Raw genomic sequence first — 18,313 nt, 5'->3', positions numbered from 1 at the left:
AATTAGCTTTAACATAGCCTTATTTTTTAAAGTGAACGTAACACGGCTCTTACCGGACTTCCATCTCCTTCAACCAATGGCAGCGGCAGGGCAATTAGCTCATAATCACCAGGTTCTACTTGATCCAAAAGGACTGATTCGAGGATATGGATTCCATTTTCATTTAAGCTATGGTGCGCATGCAGGTCTTTACTGTCAATCGGATCGACGGATGGAACATCCACCCCGATGAGTCTAATTCCCTTCTCCGCCAAGTATGGACCGAGGTCACCTTCCATAAAAGGTATCTTTTCAGGAAACTCTCTTGAATTCTCCCAAGCCAAAGTTCTAAACAATACTCTTTGGAAGCCTTCTAAATCTACATTTTCCAAATCCTTCGCTCCTATACTTTCTTTCCCAATCATATCGACTACCCTTACAGGACCGATATACAACTCAAGGTCTAATTCAATAATTCTTTTTCCATTATCATCAAAATGAAAAGGCGCATCCACATGCGTCCCTGTATGTGTACTCATTGAAAGGCTACCTACATTCACCGATCCACTCTCTGCTTTGGACCATGAAACCTCATATTGAAAGGTTGTATCTCCGGGCCAAACTGGCATTCCGTTTTCTAGCCTTCTGGAAATATCGATCATCTTCATTCTTCCCACTCCCTTGACAGCAATTAATTAGCCTACGTTAAAAATATATCGCTGCCAAGATGTTGTCAATTAATGAAACGAAAGCCAAAAGTCTCCAGCACGATTAATGATGCTGCTTATCTCATTAAACGGAATTGTAAACGTTGGAAAGCCTGCAGCATATGGGGCAATTTCATATGGCCCAAAATAAACATTCAACGCCCCTTCACTAATAAAAAATGGCTGGTCTGCTTTTATTCCTTTATTAGAATCCGGGAAGACATAGGAATATTGATCATCATTTTTGATTTGTTCTCCAACAATTTGACTAATGACCTCTACGTAATCTGCTTCCGGCTTAAATAAATCTTTAAGTTGATAAAATTTGCCAGATTTAAGATCTATATGTGCATATTTTCTAACTGGCATTCCATGAGCCGCACCAAAAGGATAATCATATCCTTTTATCTCAATGACTACCAGGGTTTTCTTATAAAAGCTTACATCGAAATCACCTGCGTAGCTTGATTCCAATTGCGTATGCGCAAGCGTTGGCTTCACTCCAGAAAGGTCCTTCAAAGTCTGATTTACACTCTCCTGAGACTTAACACCCTTTAACTGTGGATAATAAACTAAATAATCCTTATTTGGTTTATATTTGTTTTCGATAACAGAATAATCGTTGTTTAAAGGAATGATAGAATTTTGCTTCCAAATCAATTTGCCTTTTTTATCAAAATAGAGAATTCGGAGATCAATATCCCCCTTTATTAATGATTTCTCAAATGCCAATGAACCACTGCCGTTAATCTTTGGAAGATGTTCAATTCTTTGACCACGTTTATCGATAAAGAAAGTGAGTTCATCATTATATGCAGAGGCGATTCCTTCTTTAAATTTGGAAACACCATTATAGATAAAACCAGTATAAATTTGACCGTTAGAGTCGGCGATTGCATATTTTGGAAACAGATATGGCTTTTCAGGATCAATCGCCTTCCCTAACGCATACCGCTCTTCTCCAAGATTTAATAGGCTATTATAGTGAGGTTTGATGATAAAATTTCCTTGCCGGTCAATTAAACCAAAATAATCATGATTATGGTTTTCTACCGTTACAATCGCTTTTCCATCGATAAACTGTTGTACTCCCATATACTTGGGCTCAATGACCACCTTCCCTGATTCGTCCATGTAACCCCAGTTTCCATCTTCCTTTTCCTTAAATGCCAGCATCCCTTCTCCATAATAATTTACAAAAGGGTAAGGGTAGGATTTCAATACCTTCCCTGTTAGATCAATCAACGAATATCCGCCCTCTTTGACTTTTACAACCGCTTTGCTGTCTTGAAAGTCACTAGCAGCTTCATAGGACAACGGAATGACTTCCTTGCCTCTTCTATTCAAATAACCAAGTAAATAGTCGCCATGCTCGTTATTATCGGCAACTACTGCTCTGCCCTCCTGATAATCTCCAATAAAGAGATATGCCTTTGTGGTTATTTCCTTTCCACTTTCATCTAATATTTTATAACCTTCTCCGTCAATAGCAGCTGCCCGCCCTTCTGAAAAAGGATTGATTGTATCATATTTTGGTTTCACAATAAAATAACCGTCACTGTTGATGATTCCAGTTAGATTATCTACTTGAACAATAGCCAAGCCATTTTCCTGAAATTCACGACCCATATCATATTTTGGAGGAAGAACAAAATCACCTTTTTCATTGATGTATCCCCACTTACGGCCGCCTATCCCTTTTACTTCTGCCTGAAAAAGATAAACCATTCTGGATAAGGAAAGAAGATAGATAATCCAATTTTCCTGTTCCATATTTCTTTGAGACATCACGATTACCCCATTTTATTTTTAATTATATATATGTATAAATGGGCTGGATGTATCTCATCTTCTATACATACAAAAAGAATCTATTTTGAAAGAGATTCTTCAAAATAGATTCTTTTAAGTTTAGATAAAAACATAATTTTGCTGTAATTCTCTCTGGATATTTTCCTTTGTTTTCAATATGGCTTGAACGATTTCATCTTTAACTTCAGGTGAAATTCGATAGGAGGGCACACTTACGCTAAAAGCACCATATGTTTTGTTATTCATTCGAAGTGATACACCTAGACAATACACATCTTTTTCACCTTCACTGTCATCTACAGCATACCCATTTCTTTTTATATCCTCTAACTGTCTTACCAGAGCTTCCGAATCTGTAATAGTGGTTTCAGTTAGTGCCTTTAGTTCCACTCGGCTAAGATAAGCTAATACTTCACTTTCTGACATTTCTGCTAGCACGGCTTTTCCCATTGAGGAACAATAAAGCGGCTTCGATAAACCAATCCTTGAATTTAAACACACGATCGGTTTTTTCGTTTCCAATTTATTAACCGTTAGGATCTCATCGCCTTCTAAAATTCCTAAGTGTATTGTTTCATCTAAACGACCTTGCAGTTCTTTTAAATGTGGATAAGAAATTTTTGAAATGTCCAAATCTGCAAGATACTTGTTGGCGTATTTAATTAAGGCACTTCCTAGTTCGAATTTCTTTGTTTCTGGATGTTTTTTTACATAACCAATAAGAAGAAGGGTATCCAATATCTTTAAGGCCGTTGAGCTTGTTAATCCTGTTTCCTGTGCAATCACATTTAAGGATTGTGGTTCTTTCTTTGCAGATAGATAATCTAGGATACTAGAAGCCTTTATTAGAACAGTACCATATGGCTGTTTTGCATTTTCCAATTTAATTACCTCCCTTCCTCATTAAAATTTATTATATTGTACTTTATATTATTGGATAATTATCAAAAGAATGTTTTTGACCATTGAGGAGTCGTTCAACGGTTCCCTGCTTGTCCAAACTGAATTGTAATAAATCATTTCTCCACGTTACAAAAGATGCGGTCCTTTTTCCATCTAAACCCTCACCTGTAAAACATGCTTTATTCTTTTCTTTCATTGCCGTGATAAATGATTCCAAGTCATGTATGCCCAAAATAAGGGCTTCCTTTGAGGATACAATCTAGATAATAACTCCATTCCAACCCGATGTAAGCGAACTGGTGATTGATATTCTATCCTCTTTTTCCTCCAAATTAAATTCATTCATTAAATGGAATTGTAAAAAGGTATCTCCAATCTTACCATATCTCCTATCATTATTAAACTGCCACTCACCTTTTGGGAGACAGCCAATAATAAATGGGATTGCTTCTTTTTCATCAAGAGGGACATTCCCCCGGATAATGAAAAGAATATAGCTATTTAGGAATAGCTATATTCTTAAAAATTTATTCTATAAACATTTTTTTCTAGCGAACTAACCAGCCGCCATCAACTGGGATAATGGCTCCATTCATATAATCAGATGCTCTGCTTGCAAGGAAGACTACTACACTTTGCAAATCAGCTGGAGTTGCCCAACGACCCGCAGGAATACGAGAGGTAATTTCTGCATGACGCACTTCATCCTCACGAATTGGTGCAGTATTTTTTGTTTCCACATAACCAGGCGCTATGGCATTAATTTGTATACCTTTTATCGCTAATTCATTCGCAAAGGCTTTTGTTAAACCAGCGACACCGTGTTTGCTGGCTGTATAGGAAGGTACGAATTTACCGCCTTGGAAAGAGAGCATGGATGCAACATTAATAATCTTTCCGCTGCCTTGTTCTGCCATTACCTTTGCAGCTTCTTGGCTCAATGAGTAAACAGCATTTAGATTAATATCCATTACTGCATCCCAATCTTCTTCCTTATATTCTAGTATAGGCGAACGGCGGATGGTACCTGCGTTATTTACTAAGATATCTACTCTTCCATATGTTTCTAAGCATTTAGCAACGATATCCTTTGAAACTTGTTTATCTGTTAAATCACCTTGAAAAAACGCTGCTCGACGTCCTTCTTTTTCGATTAGTTCTTTCGTTTCTCCCCAGTTATTTCCATGGGTAGTAATAAAAAGATCCGCACCTGCTTTTGCCAGCGCAACCGCAAAGCCTTGTCCAATTCCAGTATTACCGCCTGTCACAATCGCAACTTTACCATCTAATTTAAAATAATCTAATGAAAATTGTTGTAAGTCCTGCGTCATTTTCAAAACCTCCGTATCTGTTTAATGAAGTACATTAAAACAATCAATTAACAAAAGGATTTATTTTAAGTCCTTCATTGGCACCATGTCCATATCATTATATGTAATGTTTTCACCGCACATTGCCCAAATGAAAGTATAGTCACTTGAACCTACACCTGTATGAATAGACCAGCTTGGTGAGATGGCAGCCTGTTCATTCGCAATAACTAAATGTTTGGTTTCATCCGGTTTGCCCATAAAGTGGAAAACACGAGTATCTTCTTTCATATCGAAATAAAGGTACGTTTCCATACGGCGTTCATGTGTATGACTTGGCATTGTGTTCCAAGCACTTCCTGGAGTTAGGATGGTATATCCCATTTGAAGCTGGCAGCTTTCACATACATTCGGGTGAATATATTGATAGATAGAACGATGATTTAAAGTGGAGGAATCCCCTGTCACCATTGGTTCGATATTATCAATACTAATTCTTACATTTGGATATTTATGGTGAGCTGGTACAGATACGGTATAGAATTTTGCTGGATTAGACGGATCTTCTGATTTAAATTGAATATCCTTTGTTTCTTTTCCAATGTAATATCCATCTTGCTTTTTCATTGGTTCTTCTCTGCCTTCGATTACAATAGATCCTGGTCCACCGATATTAATAACACCAAGTTCACGACGTTCTAAGAAGTAGGTAACTCCTAATTCTGTAGAAAGTTCAATTGTTAAAGGCTGATTTGTTGGTGTAACACCGCCAAAGATCATCCGGTCGTTATGGGTATACGTCAATCTTACTTCCCCTGGTACAAAAATACTTTCTACTAAAAATTCCTTGCGTAATTGATCTGTTGAATAATGACGAATATCTTCTGGGCTATGTGTATAGCGAGTTTCCATTTTATTCACTCCTGGTATCGATTTATTTTTGCACTGACGTTTTCCTTTGAATTTTCTTATTACTTGCATGGTACCTAACTATACAGTTTTGCTAACTTTGGAGATTTCCTTCTTTTATTTCCAAATAGGAAATTCGATTGTTTATTTGGAAATGTACATTCTCATTATATTGGACATTTTTAAGTTTTTCAACTTGTTTTAAGAAATAATCAGATAAATTTCAAAACAAAAGGCTGTGTTAAAGGAAACTGTTGATTTAAGAACTCTGTTGATTTGTGCGGAAGGCGCGAGACTCCTCGAAAATGCTATCGCATTTTCTTCGTGCGTGGGCAGATTCGAGGAAGTAAATCAATGTCCTGCAGGAGGACGGGACAGGGGAGACCCCGCTTATCTCTAAGCGCCGAGGAGTAGGAAAAGCGGAAGCGCCTTGTACAGCCCCGACAAGCGCTGGAGGGCCTGACGATGAAGTTGTTCTTTGACTTCAACGTTGGGACCGAAGCGACTCGAGGGGCTAGGCGCTGCAGCTAGACAGGCTTCCCGAAGCGCCTCGGGACAGGCAGAGACAGCCTGTCCCTGCGGTGATTATTCGAAGAAGCATTCCTTAGTGGAGCACAAATCAACAGCGTGATTTAACACAGCCAATAAAAAAAGAGTAATCTGTTTGGGCAGCAGATTACTCTTTTTCCTAATCTATATATTTTGCTTCAGGAATTAATATTTTCCATTCTTCATAACTAATGATGGTTTCCCAGTGTCCCGTCATTTTTGCAAATCCCACTATTAAGAAAAATACGACAAAGAATGAAACCGGAATAAACCATTTACTTACCTTTTTATTTGCTACCGTCATATTCAAGGTATCCTTTACAGGACATGCCTCTACACAGGCCATACAAGCGGTACAATTCAAGTTATTAACAGTTTCTACCTTATGCACTTTTACTCTGGATGGACATACTTTTGTACACATTTCACAATTTGTGCATGTCTCTTCATTTCTACGAACCTTTGAAATTCTAAATATCGATCCAAGTCCGATGAACGCTCCATAAGGACAAAGAAAGCGACACCAGAAGTTTCTATAGAATAAAGATAGTGCAATCATTACAGTAAGAAAACCAATCCCAAAAGCGCTAATATCTAAGAAAAATGTCAGCATTTTCACATCAGATATTTTGTTATATGGTTCGTTTAAGAAGGCAATTGCACCGTACGTCGGTATAACAACCACCATACCCAAAAAGAAAAGCAATAATAAATACTTGATTGGGGTTAACAGCCAAACGAGCCAGGTGGGCACTTCAAAATTTCTTTTAAACAGCTTTTTTCCCACTCTTGCAATCCACTCACTCATTGTTCCAATTGGACAAATCCAGCTGCAAAACGATCTCCGGAAAAGAATGGCACCTCCGACAAAAAAGCTTAGCAATACTAGTCCGGCAGGATGGATCAAATCAAAATCTCCTGTGGCAAGCCAGACCTTTAATGCCATTAAAGCACTAATTGGCAGGAATCCTTCAACAGCCGCTGGCCTTTCAACAAATGGTGTTTCTCCTAGTGTTTCAAAATGCGTATAGAATTGATAAAAACGGACACCTACATATAGTAAAAATAACAGGAATACAGCTTGAACGACGTACCTTGTTATTTGAACCGGTTTTCTTTTCAACTGTTTCTTGTACCAGTTCATTGACTTCATTACGATTCCCCCAATCTTCTTCACCTTAAATATAAAGAACGAAGTAAAATTGGGGATGTGATAAAAGTCATCAAGAATGGCGGATTCATAAAGAGTTCACAACCCTATACTAAAAAAAGACATAATTAGTTTATAAGACGTATAGGGTTTACTGGATATCTAAAAATTCTCCTAGCGTTCTACTCCAAACACAATGTTGTTCTGTTTCCGCGCTTCTTCTGTTACTCGCATTACTTTTTTACTCCATTCCTTTAACTTCTCATATTCTTGTTCATTGTTTGTTTCAATGATTTCAGCGATATTGATGCACTCATAGACCATGTCTTTTTCTTCCTGAGCAACACTGAAAATTTCGCTTTCTTTTGTATGACAGTCAATGAATTTTATTTCGGATATTGGCGCAGCATCTTCGAGGATAAATGTACCCTTTTCTCCTTGAATCTCACATGGAAGTTCCGAATCAGAAATCTTTGAACAAAGAATCGTACAGACAAAGTCTTGATACTCTAAAATAAGTGTACCGCTGCCATCGACACCGGTCCTTAGTATTACTGGATAATAGGTGACCTTCTTCGGCTCACCAAATAGACCGACAGCTAAGAAGAGCGGATACACCCCTAAATCTACTAATGCTCCTCCGGAATAGGTACTTGAGAAAATATTCGGCTCCTCCCCTTGTAAAAACAAATCGTAGCGTGAAGAATACTTCATATATGGAAGAATAGCACTTCTTAGATTACCTGCCATATGAAGCTTCTCTTTTAAAATACGAAAGTTTGGAGTATGAATATTTCGAATGGCCTCAAATAAATAAACTCCATTCTCCTCAGCTGTTTGATAAGCTTCTTCTAATTCAGCTGTATTTGAAAATATCGGCTTTTCACAAATGACATGCTTTTTATTTTTCAAGAAAGTAAGTGCCTGCTCAAAGTGGACTGAATTGGGTGAAGCAATATAGACAGCCTGAATTTCAGAACTTTTTGCCATTTCCTCTAAATCAGTAAAATAGTGTGCTGCGTTATATGTATGGGCAAGGTTTTTTGCTTTATCATCTGTTCGGGAATAAACTGCTGTTAAAGTTAGTTTTCCGCTCAATTTTGCTGAATCTATAAAGGATTCTGTAATCCATCCTGTTCCGACTGTACCTAAATTAATCATATAAAATCCCCTTCCATTCCTTCTATAAGTATATATTGTAGCCTTTTTGCACTCTTTTTACCAATTCCACTATTTTTCTAATGAATAGTTGGGTACAATGGAAAAATATCATATTTTATGTTATTTATAAGTAATAGAGATGAAAGAAAGAGGTTGAATAGAGTGGACAATCTAAGTTCTAATTTTATAAAAGATGTTATGATTAAGGATTTGGAATCTGGCAAACACGATAAAATTATCACTCGTTTCCCTCCAGAGCCAAATGGATATTTACATATCGGTCATGCTAAATCCATTATCATTAATTTTGGATTAGCGGATGAATTTAATGGAAAGACCAATTTACGATTTGATGATACCAATCCGTTAAAGGAAGACGTCGAATATGTTAATTCCATTAAAGAAGACGTGAAATGGCTTGGATTTGAATGGGATAACTTACATTTTGCTTCAGATTATTTTGAAGAAATGTACAAACGTGCTGTGCTGTTAATTAAAAAAGGACTTGCCTACGTGGATGACTTGTCCGCTGACGAAATTCGTGAGTTCCGAGGCACCTTGACCTCTCCTGGTAAAGAGAGCCCTTATCGTGATCGTTCTGTCGAGGAGAATCTTGATTTATTTGAACGGATGAGAAACGGAGAATTTGAAAATGGTCAAAAGGTTCTTCGCGCAAAAATTGATATGAAATCACCTAATATCAATTTACGTGATCCAGTCATTTATCGAATTTCTCATGCAACACACCATAACACAGGCGATAAATGGTGTATCTATCCGATGTATGCTTTTGCTCATCCTTTAGAGGATGCGATTGAGGACGTCACCCATTCCATTTGTACCGTTGAGTTTGAAGACCAACGTCCACTTTATAACTGGGTAGTGGAACAATGCGAAATGGATAGTAAACCGCAGCAAATAGAATTCGGCCGCTTAAACGTAACCAACACGGTAATGAGCAAGCGGAAACTGAAGCAGCTCGTGGACGAAGGGTTCGTTGATGGCTGGGATGACCCAAGGATGCCTACAATCTCTGGAATGAGACGAAAAGGATTTACTCCTGAATCGATTCGTAATTTTGTTCGTGAAACAGGTGTATCAAAAGGTTCCGGCGCCGTAGATTCCCAAATGCTTGAACACTTTGTTAGAGAAGACTTAAAATTAAAAGCTCCTCGGACTATGGGGATTCTGAATCCTTTAAAAGTGGTCATCACGAATTATCCTGAGGGACAAATCGAATTACTTGATGCCGAGATTAATCCTGAGGTTCCTGAAATGGGGTTACGAAAAATTCCGTTTTCTCGTGAAATTTACATCGAAAAAGACGATTTCATGGAAAATCCTCCGGCTAAATATTTCCGCCTCTTCCCTGGTAATGAAGTACGCCTTAAACATGCTTATTTTATTAAATGTGAAGAAGTCATCAAGGATGTAAATGGAGAAGTCGTTGAACTGCGCTGCACCTATGACCCGTTAACTAAAAGTGGTACCGGCTTTACTGGCCGTAAGGTAAAAGGAACCATTCATTGGGTGGAAGCAACCAATTCTGTTCCATCCGAGTTTCGTTTATACGAACCACTTATTCTTGATAAAACGGAAGATGACGCGGAAGAAAAAACCTTCCTTGATAACGTAAATCCTGAATCACTAGTAGTATTACAAGGATTTGTTGAGCCGAACATGCGGGAAAGCAGACCTTATGACAAATTCCAATTTTTTAGACATGGATATTTCAATGTTGATCCAAAGCATACGACTGTTGATAAACTCGTCTTTAACCGAATTGTTTCATTAAAGAGTTCTTTTAAGATATAGAAAAAATAGAACCAGGGATTACCTGGTTCTATTTTTTTGATTATTGTTATGAACGGGTTACTGGGACTTCTAGGATAATCTTTGTTCCTTTACCAAGAGCTGAGAAAATAGTCAATTCTCCGCCAACAGCTCTAGCTCGTTCATCCATACTAAATAGACCTACGCCGCGAGCTTGCTTCACCATTTCAAAGCCTATCCCCTTATCCTCAATCATAACCCTTACTGATTGATCCATTTCTCTTACGGTGACAGTTGCCTCGGTTACATCTGCATACTTTCGAATATTGGTTAGTGCTTCCTGAATGATACGGTATATCGTCAGCTCAATGCTTATATCTAAGCGTCGGTTCAGCACACATTCAAAATAAACATCAACCCCATAGTTCTCAGAAAAGCGGGAAAGGAAGGAACGAATCGCAGGAACGAGTCCCAGGTCATCCAATACAGATGGACGCAATTCCCAAGATATATCGCGGATTTCTTCAATTAATTGGGTTGCTTCCTTTTGCATTTGCTGAAGAAGAGGATGGTCTAATTCCGAAAGTAAACGATTTATCGTAATCAGATGACTATATAAATTTTGACCGATGCCATCATGTAAATTTCGAGATAAACGCCTGCGTTCTTCTTCTTGAACATCAATAATGGTTGTCATCATTTTTTGAAGTTCTTGTTCCACTCTTTTTCGTTCTGTAATTTCATAACGAATCGCCAAATATTGATAAGGTTTTCCCTTATCATTCATAAATGGAACAATTGTAGTATCCACCCAATAGGTGGTCCCTTCTTTAGCACGGTTACAGATTTCACCTTTCCAGGTTTTACCCGAACCAATCGTTCTCCACATTTCCTTAAAAAACTCTGCAGAATGGTAACCGGAATTTAATATCCGATGGTCCTGCCCTATAAGCTCATCTTTTGTATACTTCGAAATTTGAATAAATTGTTCATTTACATATGTAATGGTTCCTCTAGAATCTGTTATCGCGACAATGGAAGATTCATCAAGAGCGAATTTAATATCCATTAATTCTTGAATCGACTTTTTCAATTCCAACTCTAGGCTGCTGAGCTGATTTAGTGATTGCTGACGATTTGTCTCCATGACTTAAGCCCCTTCCCCTAAGATATGACTTCTTAAGAGCTGCTCAAGAGTTTCGCATGACTCTTTCACCTTTTCCTGCTCATTTTCAGAAAATGTGTATGAGACCCTTTTTCCAACCAGCAATACACCTTTTGGGGTGCCATTAAAAAATAAAGGCGACGCATAACAGGAAACAAGTTTTTCAGCAAGCATAATGGGATGGTCGGTTACTTTTCCATAGATATCATTTGGAAAGTTGCTCATCATCATTGGACTGCCGCTTGAAATGATTTTTCCTGCGATTCCTTTTCCAAAACGGACAGTTATTCGTTTATATTTATCGTTTACGTTTCCTGAAGCATAATGCCATTGAACATCGGGACCTACTTCATTTTGAAGGGCAAGGGCAACAAAATCACATTCCACTTCTTTCCGTAACTGATCACAAACTTCCATTACCGCATGAATTTCTCTTATTTCTGTCATTCGTTGGTCTTCTCCTTAAATTCCATAACCTAAGAGCCCCTTTTTAACTGCATACTCCACTAGTTCAGGTCTTGTCTTCATTTGCAGTTTTTCCATTAAGTTACCTTTATGGGTTTCAACCGTTTTTACACTTATGACTAACTGCTCCGCTATTTCTTTGTTTGCATAGCCTTTAGCTACAAGTGTGAGGACTTCTTTTTCACGGTCGGATAAAAGATGATAGGTATCATGGCTGTCATGCTTAATGCCGCCTAAATATTCTTCCATTAATCTTTTTGTAGCTGCTGGGTGTAAATAAGCATTCCCTAAAGAGACGGACTCAATCGCAGACATCAGCTCATCATGCGGCGCACTTTTTAATATACAGCCTGACGCACCAGCTTGAATGGCTCTAAACAGGTATTCCTCATCATCATGCATGGTTAGAATTAAAATATTTACATTAGGCATTAGCTTTTTCAATTCAGATGTCGCAGATAATCCATCCTTACCATGAGGCATACTTAAATCCATCACAACCACATCGGGTTTAAGCTTCAAGGCCTTTTTTATGCCTTCATTGCCTTCTGAGGCTTCACCAATTACTTGCATTTCGGGATTTGTATTTAACAGCATGGTAAGACCCATTCTTACCACGGCATGGTCATCAACTAATAGGATTTTAATCAAATTTACCTCTCCTTCCCTTCCTATAAAGGAAGAGATATTTCAACAGACGTACCTTCTCCTATTTTAGAGGAAATAACACAATGCCCGCCAGTTAGAAGCATTCTTTCCTTCATGGCTGCTATTCCTAAGGTAACATGGTTATTTCCCATTTCGTCTACGACAAATCCTCCACCGAAATCAATAATCGAGATTCTCAATTCCTCTTCCTTCCAAAACAAACTCATTTTCATATTCGATGTATCAGCATGTTTCGCGATATTTGTAAGTGCCTCCTGGCAAACTCGAAAAACCGCAACACTCTTTTGCTCTTGAATTGGTTTCTCTTCCCCAATTGATTCTAAATCAACAAGAACTCCAAATGTTGAGGTATATAATTTAATATAGCTCTTAATTGCTGGCAGTAAGCCAAGTGTGGTTAAGGCTGGGGGATGGAGCTCGACTGAGAGTAATCTAATCTCTTGTATCGTTCTTTCAATCAACTGAGTCATTTCATGTAAATAGTTTTTCAAATGAGGCTGACTTAATCCTGATTCAACAAATTGTAATCCAGTAAGAATACTAAATAGATTTTGACCAACACCTTCATGCAGCTCCAAAGAAATACGTTTAATTTCTTCCTCTTGTGATTGAATAATATAAGAACGAATTTGTTGCTTTGAGGCAGAATGCTCCATACTTTACCCCCGTGACCTTTTGCTAGACTTTTTGAAATGTATAGGTTAAACCACTAACTAGGTCAGAAGCTGAGAAGCTAGCTTCCGATTGATTTACTTTGCTGTTAAGTGGGACTGCTAAAAAAGAGATAGTATCAAAATAAAAACGGACATGCGTATGATCAGGACAGGTCTGAACTTTTTTTATCATTTTCTTAACAACTGGGGCTTGATCCCCGCCCTCTATATCTTCTATCGCTATTTTCATTGTTGCCCCAACGAATCTCTGCAATTCATCTACATTAATGGGTTCCACAGCTGTTACATCCCTTCTTGGCTGGATAGATGAACATTTTGTAACCTTGCAGATACTCCCAAAACTTTGAATCTGCATGGTCCTCAAGGAATAGGATGGTTTCTTCCTCTGAACTCCAATCGCTCATTCCTTTTACTTCTGCGATTACCATTTCTGCTCCCTCTATTGTCTTTTCCTCTAGAAACCAATTTAATCGCTTTTTCCCAAACATGCTTTTCAATAATTCATCAATATCGGCAGCAAAATCACCTGTTTGTTCTCGTATAAAACAAAAATCTAGATACGTTTCACTATTCATTGATTTTCACACCTTTTTTATAAATAAGGAATGCGGCAGGGAAAAGGATTACATTGATGACTGCTGCAACAATTGTGTTCGTATAATTTTCATAAAAATACTGATGAACCATAAATTGTGTAGCTATTATATTTAACATTAATATGACTAAAAGGAGCGCAACACTTCCATAACTACGCTTCATAGCGCTTCACCCCAACAGCATAAACTGTTCCGTTTTCTACTTTCACATAAATCTCAGGGAGCGGGCGTCTTGGAGGACCAGCTGTAGGCGCACCTGTTTCAACGTCAAATTTCCCGTGATGACATGGGCAGAGCATTTCGCCCTCATCTTTCTTCCAAAATACAGGGCAGCGAAGATGAGTACACGCATTTTGATAAGCAACATATTTCTCCTCGGATAGCCTAATTAAAATCGCGCTATCATGTTCACCTGGAAAATGGAAATCTACTGCATCGCCAATAGGTAAAGACTTTACATCGATAATTTTCTGTTTTGGATATTTTTTGTCTCCCAGTCCGTTAAGCTCTTTCGCAGCCAATACACCCCACGGAAGAGAAGAAACTGCAAATACACCCGCAGCACCGACTAATGTTTTCATAAAACCGCGGCGGTCCAATTTTCTTTCATTATTGCGGTTTATATTATGTGTATAGTTATCTTCATTGAACGGGATTTTATTATTTTTATCTGTCATGTTAATCCCTCCTAAAACAATTTCGTGACACCCTGCAGGATTCCAGGGAGATTCACTCTAACATTTGTTTCGCCTTCTAAATAAGGCATGCTTGTAACCCATTTACCGTTATCTAAATTAAATTGCTTTTGCTTCGCTTCAATTTCTTCATCTGTTAACCATTGCAAAGTATTGGACGGACATACGCTTGCACACATTGGAGGGATTCCGTCTTTTGTACGGTCGATACATAGATCGCACTTATACATTAGATTTTGCTCGGTATCAAACTTTGGAATACCGTAAGGGCAGGCAATCGTACAGTTTTGGCAGCCAATACACTTTTCCACAAGAGCTGAAAGAACAGCTCCTGTTTCATGAATTTGGATTGCTTGTGCCGGACAGCTTCTCGCACATGCTGGATTCACACAGTGAAGGCACATTAGAGGCATGGTTTGACGGTTAACAAGCGGGTTAACATCGTATACATAGTTACGGTTACGCTCTTCATGACCACCGCACTGTGTGCAGGCAGCCAAACACGAGCGGCAGCCTATACAGTTTTCAAGTTCTAAATATAGCCTCTTTTTCATTTACTGCACCTTCTTTAGTTCAAGTTTTTCAATCTGCGCTGCACAAGCTTTAAATTCCGGCATTCTTGACATTGGATCAAGAGCAGCAATCGTTAATAGATTAATAGATTTATCATGACCAAAATGATAAGGTACAAAAACCGTATCTTTTCGGATAGCTTCTGTGACTTTTACTTTATACTCTGCTTCGCCTCTGCGAGTATATAAACGAACCATTTCTTCATGATTTATGTTATATTTTTCAGCTGTTTCTGGGTGTACTTCTACGTACGGCTCTGGACACATATCCCGTAGGAAGTTGATTCTTCTTGTTTGGTTCCCAGATAGATAATGATAAACAACGCGTCCAGTGGTTAAGCGCAATGGATATTCTTCATCGGGCTCTTCAGCCGGTGGACGGTATGGAAGGGCACATATTTTCGCCTTTCCATCTGGATGATAGAATTTTTTATCTAGGAACATATGTGGTGTTCCAGGATCATTCTCATCTTTACAAGGCCAGAATACACCATCTTGTTTTTCGATTTTATCCCAGGTGATTCCATAATAATCCGCATAGCCGCCTTTTGAAGCTAAGCGGAATTCATCAGCAACATCTTTAGCTGTTTTTAAATGTGAGAAATATTTTCCTCTGCCAAGACGTTCACACAATTCAACATGGATTTGCCAATCTGGTTTAGATTCACCAAGCGGCTCTTGTGCCTTGTTAATTTTTATACAGCGTCCTTCTAGATTTGTAACGGTTCCTTCATCTTCAGACCAAGTAGTGGTTGGAAGTATAACATCTGCAAATTCCGCTGATTCTGAAAGGTAGAAATCCGAACAAACCATAAAATCAAGGTTTTTCATCTGCTCACGTACGTAATTTAAGTTTGGTGCAGAAACCGCTGGATTTGAGCACAATAAATATAATCCACGGATGACCTTTTGCTCCATCAAACCAAACATTTCATAAGCGGAGACACCCTCTTTTGGCATTTCTTCTGGTTCAATGCCCCATACCTTGGCTACCGCCTTAACATGCTCAGGATTATTAATTTTTCGGTAACCTGGAAGTGCATCTGCCTTTTGACCGTGTTCACGTCCGCCTTGGCCATTCCCCTGGCCTGTAAAAGTAGCAACCCCTGCTTTTGGACGGCCAATTTTGCCAGTCACTAACGCCATATTCGTATATCCAGAAACATTATCTACTCCTTTAACCTGCTGCTCAATTCCGCGGGCAAACATAACGATTGCATTTGGTGCTTTTCCATAAATTTCAGCTGCACGAATGATTTTCTCTGGTGCAACTCCAGTAAGTTCACTCGTATATTCTGGTGTGAATTCTTTCACTAGTTCTTTTGTTTCCTCAAAGCCGTTTGTATGGTTGTTTACGAATTCTTCATCTGCATAGCCGTTCTGGATTAATAAATTTAAAATTCCATTTGCAAGGGCAAGATCGGTTCCTGGTCTTAAATCCAAGTGGACATCTGCTCTTCTGGCAATGGGTGTTTCACGAGGATCTGCTACGATTAAATAACCACCACGCTCTTGAACTGCCCAAACTCTAAACATAGATGTTGGGTGGCATTCTGCCGTGTTGCTTCCTGCGATAAACAAACAATCTGTTTCATGAAGATCTGTCCATGGTAAGGTTGATCCACGGTCGACTCCGAAGGATCTCAAAAATCCTCCGGCAGCACTCGCCATACAAAAGCGTCCATTGTAATCAATGTAGCGTGTTTGTAAGCCAACACGCGCAAATTTACCAGTTAGATAACATTTTTCATTGGTCATGGATACACCACTATATACACTTAGTGAATCCTTACCAAAATCACGCTGCAGCTCTTGGAATTTTTTCACGATTAAGTCATATGCTTCTTCCCAGGTAGCTTCACGGAAGCCTTCTTTTGTTCCTTTTAGGGATGCATCATCACGAATCAAAGGTTTTAAAATCCGATCATCATGATTCGTTTGTTGGTAGGCAGTAACCCCTTTTGGACACATTTTACCGACGGTTACTGGCCAATCATAACGAGGCTCAACGCCGATTATTTTATTGGTCTTTGTATTGACACGTAAGTTCATCCCGCATTGCATACCGCAATAGCTGCAGTGCGTTTTTACGAGAGTTTCATTTGGGTGGCGTACATTTTCTATTTCTTTAAAAAACTTATCCCTTTGCATTCTGATTTGCCTCCTTAACTTTCACTTGGTGCGTTGGTATTCCAGAGAATCTTGAAATACGATATTTTCTACGGCATGGAAGGCATAATTCAGCAAGATTAAAGCCATCTTCCATATTGAATTCGATCGCATTTACTCCCAGTACTTGAATGACATCATTTGACTGTTCGACTGATACGAAATGGTCACCGCACACTTTACACTTTTTCTCTTCCTGTTCAGCATAGTGCTCACGGTAATTCTTCGCAAAAACACTCACCGGACGGAAAGGAATATGAGCGAGCTTTCCAAATGGTAAATAAATTAGCGTGACAATAACGGAAAATTGGTGAATCAATGACATTTGCGGCTGCATCCAGCCATGAAGCCAAACATTTTGGACGGTTAATAAAAGTCCTGTTACAGAAATAAATATCAATAAGTAAAGCGGTAGGAAGTCATAGATGAACTTTTGCTCTGCTCTTGCCTGCATATTTTTTAAGCGGCGGTAAAGAGCCATACAGACACCTGAAATGACCATAACCGCTGAAATATTTAAGGCATTATAAGAGAACCACGCAATGATTCCATCAGCTTTTACCGTCATTAAATTTAGACCCATTAGGACAATCGTATATTGACCCATTTCATCCATCGTGAAGTACATCCAGCCAAATACAAGTGGGAATGTAACTAGACAGGCAAGAACACAACCCCAGCCGATTAACATATGCTGCACCCAGCGGTACAATCCGCGGTTTTTAATAAAATCATAAATAGCTAAATGGTTAACTGCCGTTTTAGGGGTGCTTTTTCTTTTTAAAAGCTTTAAGCCCTTTTTGATAAAAATTTTGGTTGGCGGTCTCTCCCCCCATGCGATAAAGCGATAGAAAAATCCACCGATAAAAACAACTGTTCCTACCATATATCCGTATAGATTTAAATCAACATGGGTAAACATTCTCGTTGCAATGAAAGAAAGAATAACAATAGCGGAAACAGTTAAAAACATAGATTTAGCAAACTTAGATGCAAAAGCACCATTGATTGAGCGTTCCGCTTTCTGATTTGTTGACGTATTTGCCTGCATTGGA

At 38.6% G+C, this 18,313-nt stretch carries 20 protein-coding genes; 1 reads left to right on the top strand and 19 read right to left on the bottom strand.

The window, feature by feature from the left end:
* Window positions 1-26: 26 nt before the first annotated feature.
* The 8 genes from kynB to QNH48_RS05560 form a co-directional block, all read right to left on the bottom strand.
* On the bottom strand, window positions 27-647 hold the full coding sequence (kynB, locus tag QNH48_RS05595; protein ID WP_283954124.1) for an arylformamidase: 621 nt from the start codon (window positions 645-647) through the stop codon (window positions 27-29).
* A 69-nt stretch (window positions 648-716) separates the two neighbouring features.
* Window positions 717-2,474, bottom strand: coding sequence for a WG repeat-containing protein (locus tag QNH48_RS05590; RefSeq protein ID WP_283954123.1), 1,758 nt, complete (start codon window positions 2,472-2,474; stop codon window positions 717-719).
* Between the two features lie 123 nt (window positions 2,475-2,597).
* Window positions 2,598-3,380 (bottom strand): IclR family transcriptional regulator, encoded by a 783-nt coding sequence (locus tag QNH48_RS05585; RefSeq protein ID WP_283954122.1) that lies wholly within the window; start codon window positions 3,378-3,380, stop codon window positions 2,598-2,600.
* A gap of 43 nt (window positions 3,381-3,423) precedes the next feature.
* Window positions 3,424-3,633, bottom strand: a complete 210-nt coding sequence (locus QNH48_RS05580; protein WP_283954121.1) for a hypothetical protein — start codon at window positions 3,631-3,633, stop codon at window positions 3,424-3,426.
* A 316-nt stretch (window positions 3,634-3,949) separates the two neighbouring features.
* Window positions 3,950-4,732 (bottom strand): 2-dehydro-3-deoxy-D-gluconate 5-dehydrogenase KduD, encoded by a 783-nt coding sequence (kduD, locus tag QNH48_RS05575; RefSeq protein WP_095249991.1) that lies wholly within the window; start codon window positions 4,730-4,732, stop codon window positions 3,950-3,952.
* A 60-nt stretch (window positions 4,733-4,792) separates the two neighbouring features.
* Window positions 4,793-5,623 (bottom strand): 5-dehydro-4-deoxy-D-glucuronate isomerase, encoded by an 831-nt coding sequence (kduI, locus tag QNH48_RS05570; protein WP_133370434.1) that lies wholly within the window; start codon window positions 5,621-5,623, stop codon window positions 4,793-4,795.
* Window positions 5,624-6,308: 685 nt separating this feature from the next.
* On the bottom strand, window positions 6,309-7,322 hold the full coding sequence (locus tag QNH48_RS05565; protein ID WP_283954120.1) for a 4Fe-4S binding protein: 1,014 nt from the start codon (window positions 7,320-7,322) through the stop codon (window positions 6,309-6,311).
* A 171-nt stretch (window positions 7,323-7,493) separates the two neighbouring features.
* The gene (locus QNH48_RS05560) at window positions 7,494-8,477 is read right to left on the bottom strand and encodes a Gfo/Idh/MocA family protein (protein ID WP_283955692.1); all 984 of its coding nucleotides are present in this window, start codon (window positions 8,475-8,477) and stop codon (window positions 7,494-7,496) included.
* Between the two features lie 165 nt (window positions 8,478-8,642).
* Between QNH48_RS05560 and QNH48_RS05555 the strand changes: the two genes are divergently transcribed.
* On the top strand, window positions 8,643-10,295 hold the full coding sequence (locus QNH48_RS05555; RefSeq protein WP_283954119.1) for a glutamine--tRNA ligase/YqeY domain fusion protein: 1,653 nt from the start codon (window positions 8,643-8,645) through the stop codon (window positions 10,293-10,295).
* Window positions 10,296-10,341: 46 nt separating this feature from the next.
* Here QNH48_RS05555 and QNH48_RS05550 read toward each other — a convergent pair whose 3' ends face one another.
* Genes QNH48_RS05550 through QNH48_RS05500 form a run of 11 tightly spaced genes read right to left on the bottom strand, consistent with a single transcriptional unit; the run spans window position 10,342 to window position 18,309 of the window.
* Window positions 10,342-11,400, bottom strand: coding sequence for a sensor histidine kinase (locus QNH48_RS05550; RefSeq protein ID WP_283954118.1), 1,059 nt, complete (start codon window positions 11,398-11,400; stop codon window positions 10,342-10,344).
* Between the two features lie 3 nt (window positions 11,401-11,403).
* The gene (locus QNH48_RS05545; RefSeq protein ID WP_283954117.1) at window positions 11,404-11,865 is read right to left on the bottom strand and encodes a GAF domain-containing protein; all 462 of its coding nucleotides are present in this window, start codon (window positions 11,863-11,865) and stop codon (window positions 11,404-11,406) included.
* 15 nt (window positions 11,866-11,880) lie between these two features.
* Window positions 11,881-12,534, bottom strand: a complete 654-nt coding sequence (locus QNH48_RS05540) for a response regulator (RefSeq protein ID WP_283954116.1) — start codon at window positions 12,532-12,534, stop codon at window positions 11,881-11,883.
* 20 nt (window positions 12,535-12,554) lie between these two features.
* Window positions 12,555-13,208, bottom strand: coding sequence for a sensor histidine kinase (locus QNH48_RS05535; protein WP_283954115.1), 654 nt, complete (start codon window positions 13,206-13,208; stop codon window positions 12,555-12,557).
* A 22-nt stretch (window positions 13,209-13,230) separates the two neighbouring features.
* Window positions 13,231-13,503, bottom strand: a complete 273-nt coding sequence (locus tag QNH48_RS05530) for a hypothetical protein (protein ID WP_283954114.1) — start codon at window positions 13,501-13,503, stop codon at window positions 13,231-13,233.
* Window positions 13,490-13,801, bottom strand: coding sequence for a hypothetical protein (locus tag QNH48_RS05525; RefSeq protein ID WP_283954113.1), 312 nt, complete (start codon window positions 13,799-13,801; stop codon window positions 13,490-13,492). The genes QNH48_RS05530 and QNH48_RS05525 overlap by 14 nt, the downstream gene beginning before the upstream one ends.
* Window positions 13,794-13,985 (bottom strand): hypothetical protein, encoded by a 192-nt coding sequence (locus tag QNH48_RS05520; RefSeq protein WP_095249981.1) that lies wholly within the window; start codon window positions 13,983-13,985, stop codon window positions 13,794-13,796. The genes QNH48_RS05525 and QNH48_RS05520 overlap by 8 nt, the downstream gene beginning before the upstream one ends.
* Window positions 13,975-14,499: a QcrA and Rieske domain-containing protein gene (locus tag QNH48_RS05515; RefSeq protein WP_095249980.1), complete on the bottom strand. Its 525-nt coding sequence runs from the start codon at window positions 14,497-14,499 to the stop codon at window positions 13,975-13,977. Before QNH48_RS05515 ends, QNH48_RS05520 begins: the two co-directional genes overlap by 11 nt.
* Before the next feature lie 11 nt (window positions 14,500-14,510).
* Entirely contained in the window at window positions 14,511-15,071 is a 561-nt protein-coding gene (locus QNH48_RS05510; protein ID WP_063253156.1) for a 4Fe-4S dicluster domain-containing protein, read from the bottom strand.
* On the bottom strand, window positions 15,072-17,240 hold the full coding sequence (locus QNH48_RS05505) for a molybdopterin oxidoreductase family protein (protein WP_283954112.1): 2,169 nt from the start codon (window positions 17,238-17,240) through the stop codon (window positions 15,072-15,074). It abuts the gene before it with no gap.
* Complete coding sequence (locus QNH48_RS05500; RefSeq protein ID WP_283954111.1) at window positions 17,227-18,309, bottom strand: hypothetical protein; 1,083 nt, start codon at window positions 18,307-18,309, stop codon at window positions 17,227-17,229. The genes QNH48_RS05505 and QNH48_RS05500 overlap by 14 nt, the downstream gene beginning before the upstream one ends.
* Window positions 18,310-18,313: the final 4 nt, after the last annotated feature.

Source organism: Neobacillus sp. YX16, from assembly GCF_030123505.1.
GTDB lineage: Bacteria > Bacillota > Bacilli > Bacillales > Cytobacillaceae > Neobacillus.
This window is presented reverse-complemented; position numbering and strand designations above follow the sequence as displayed.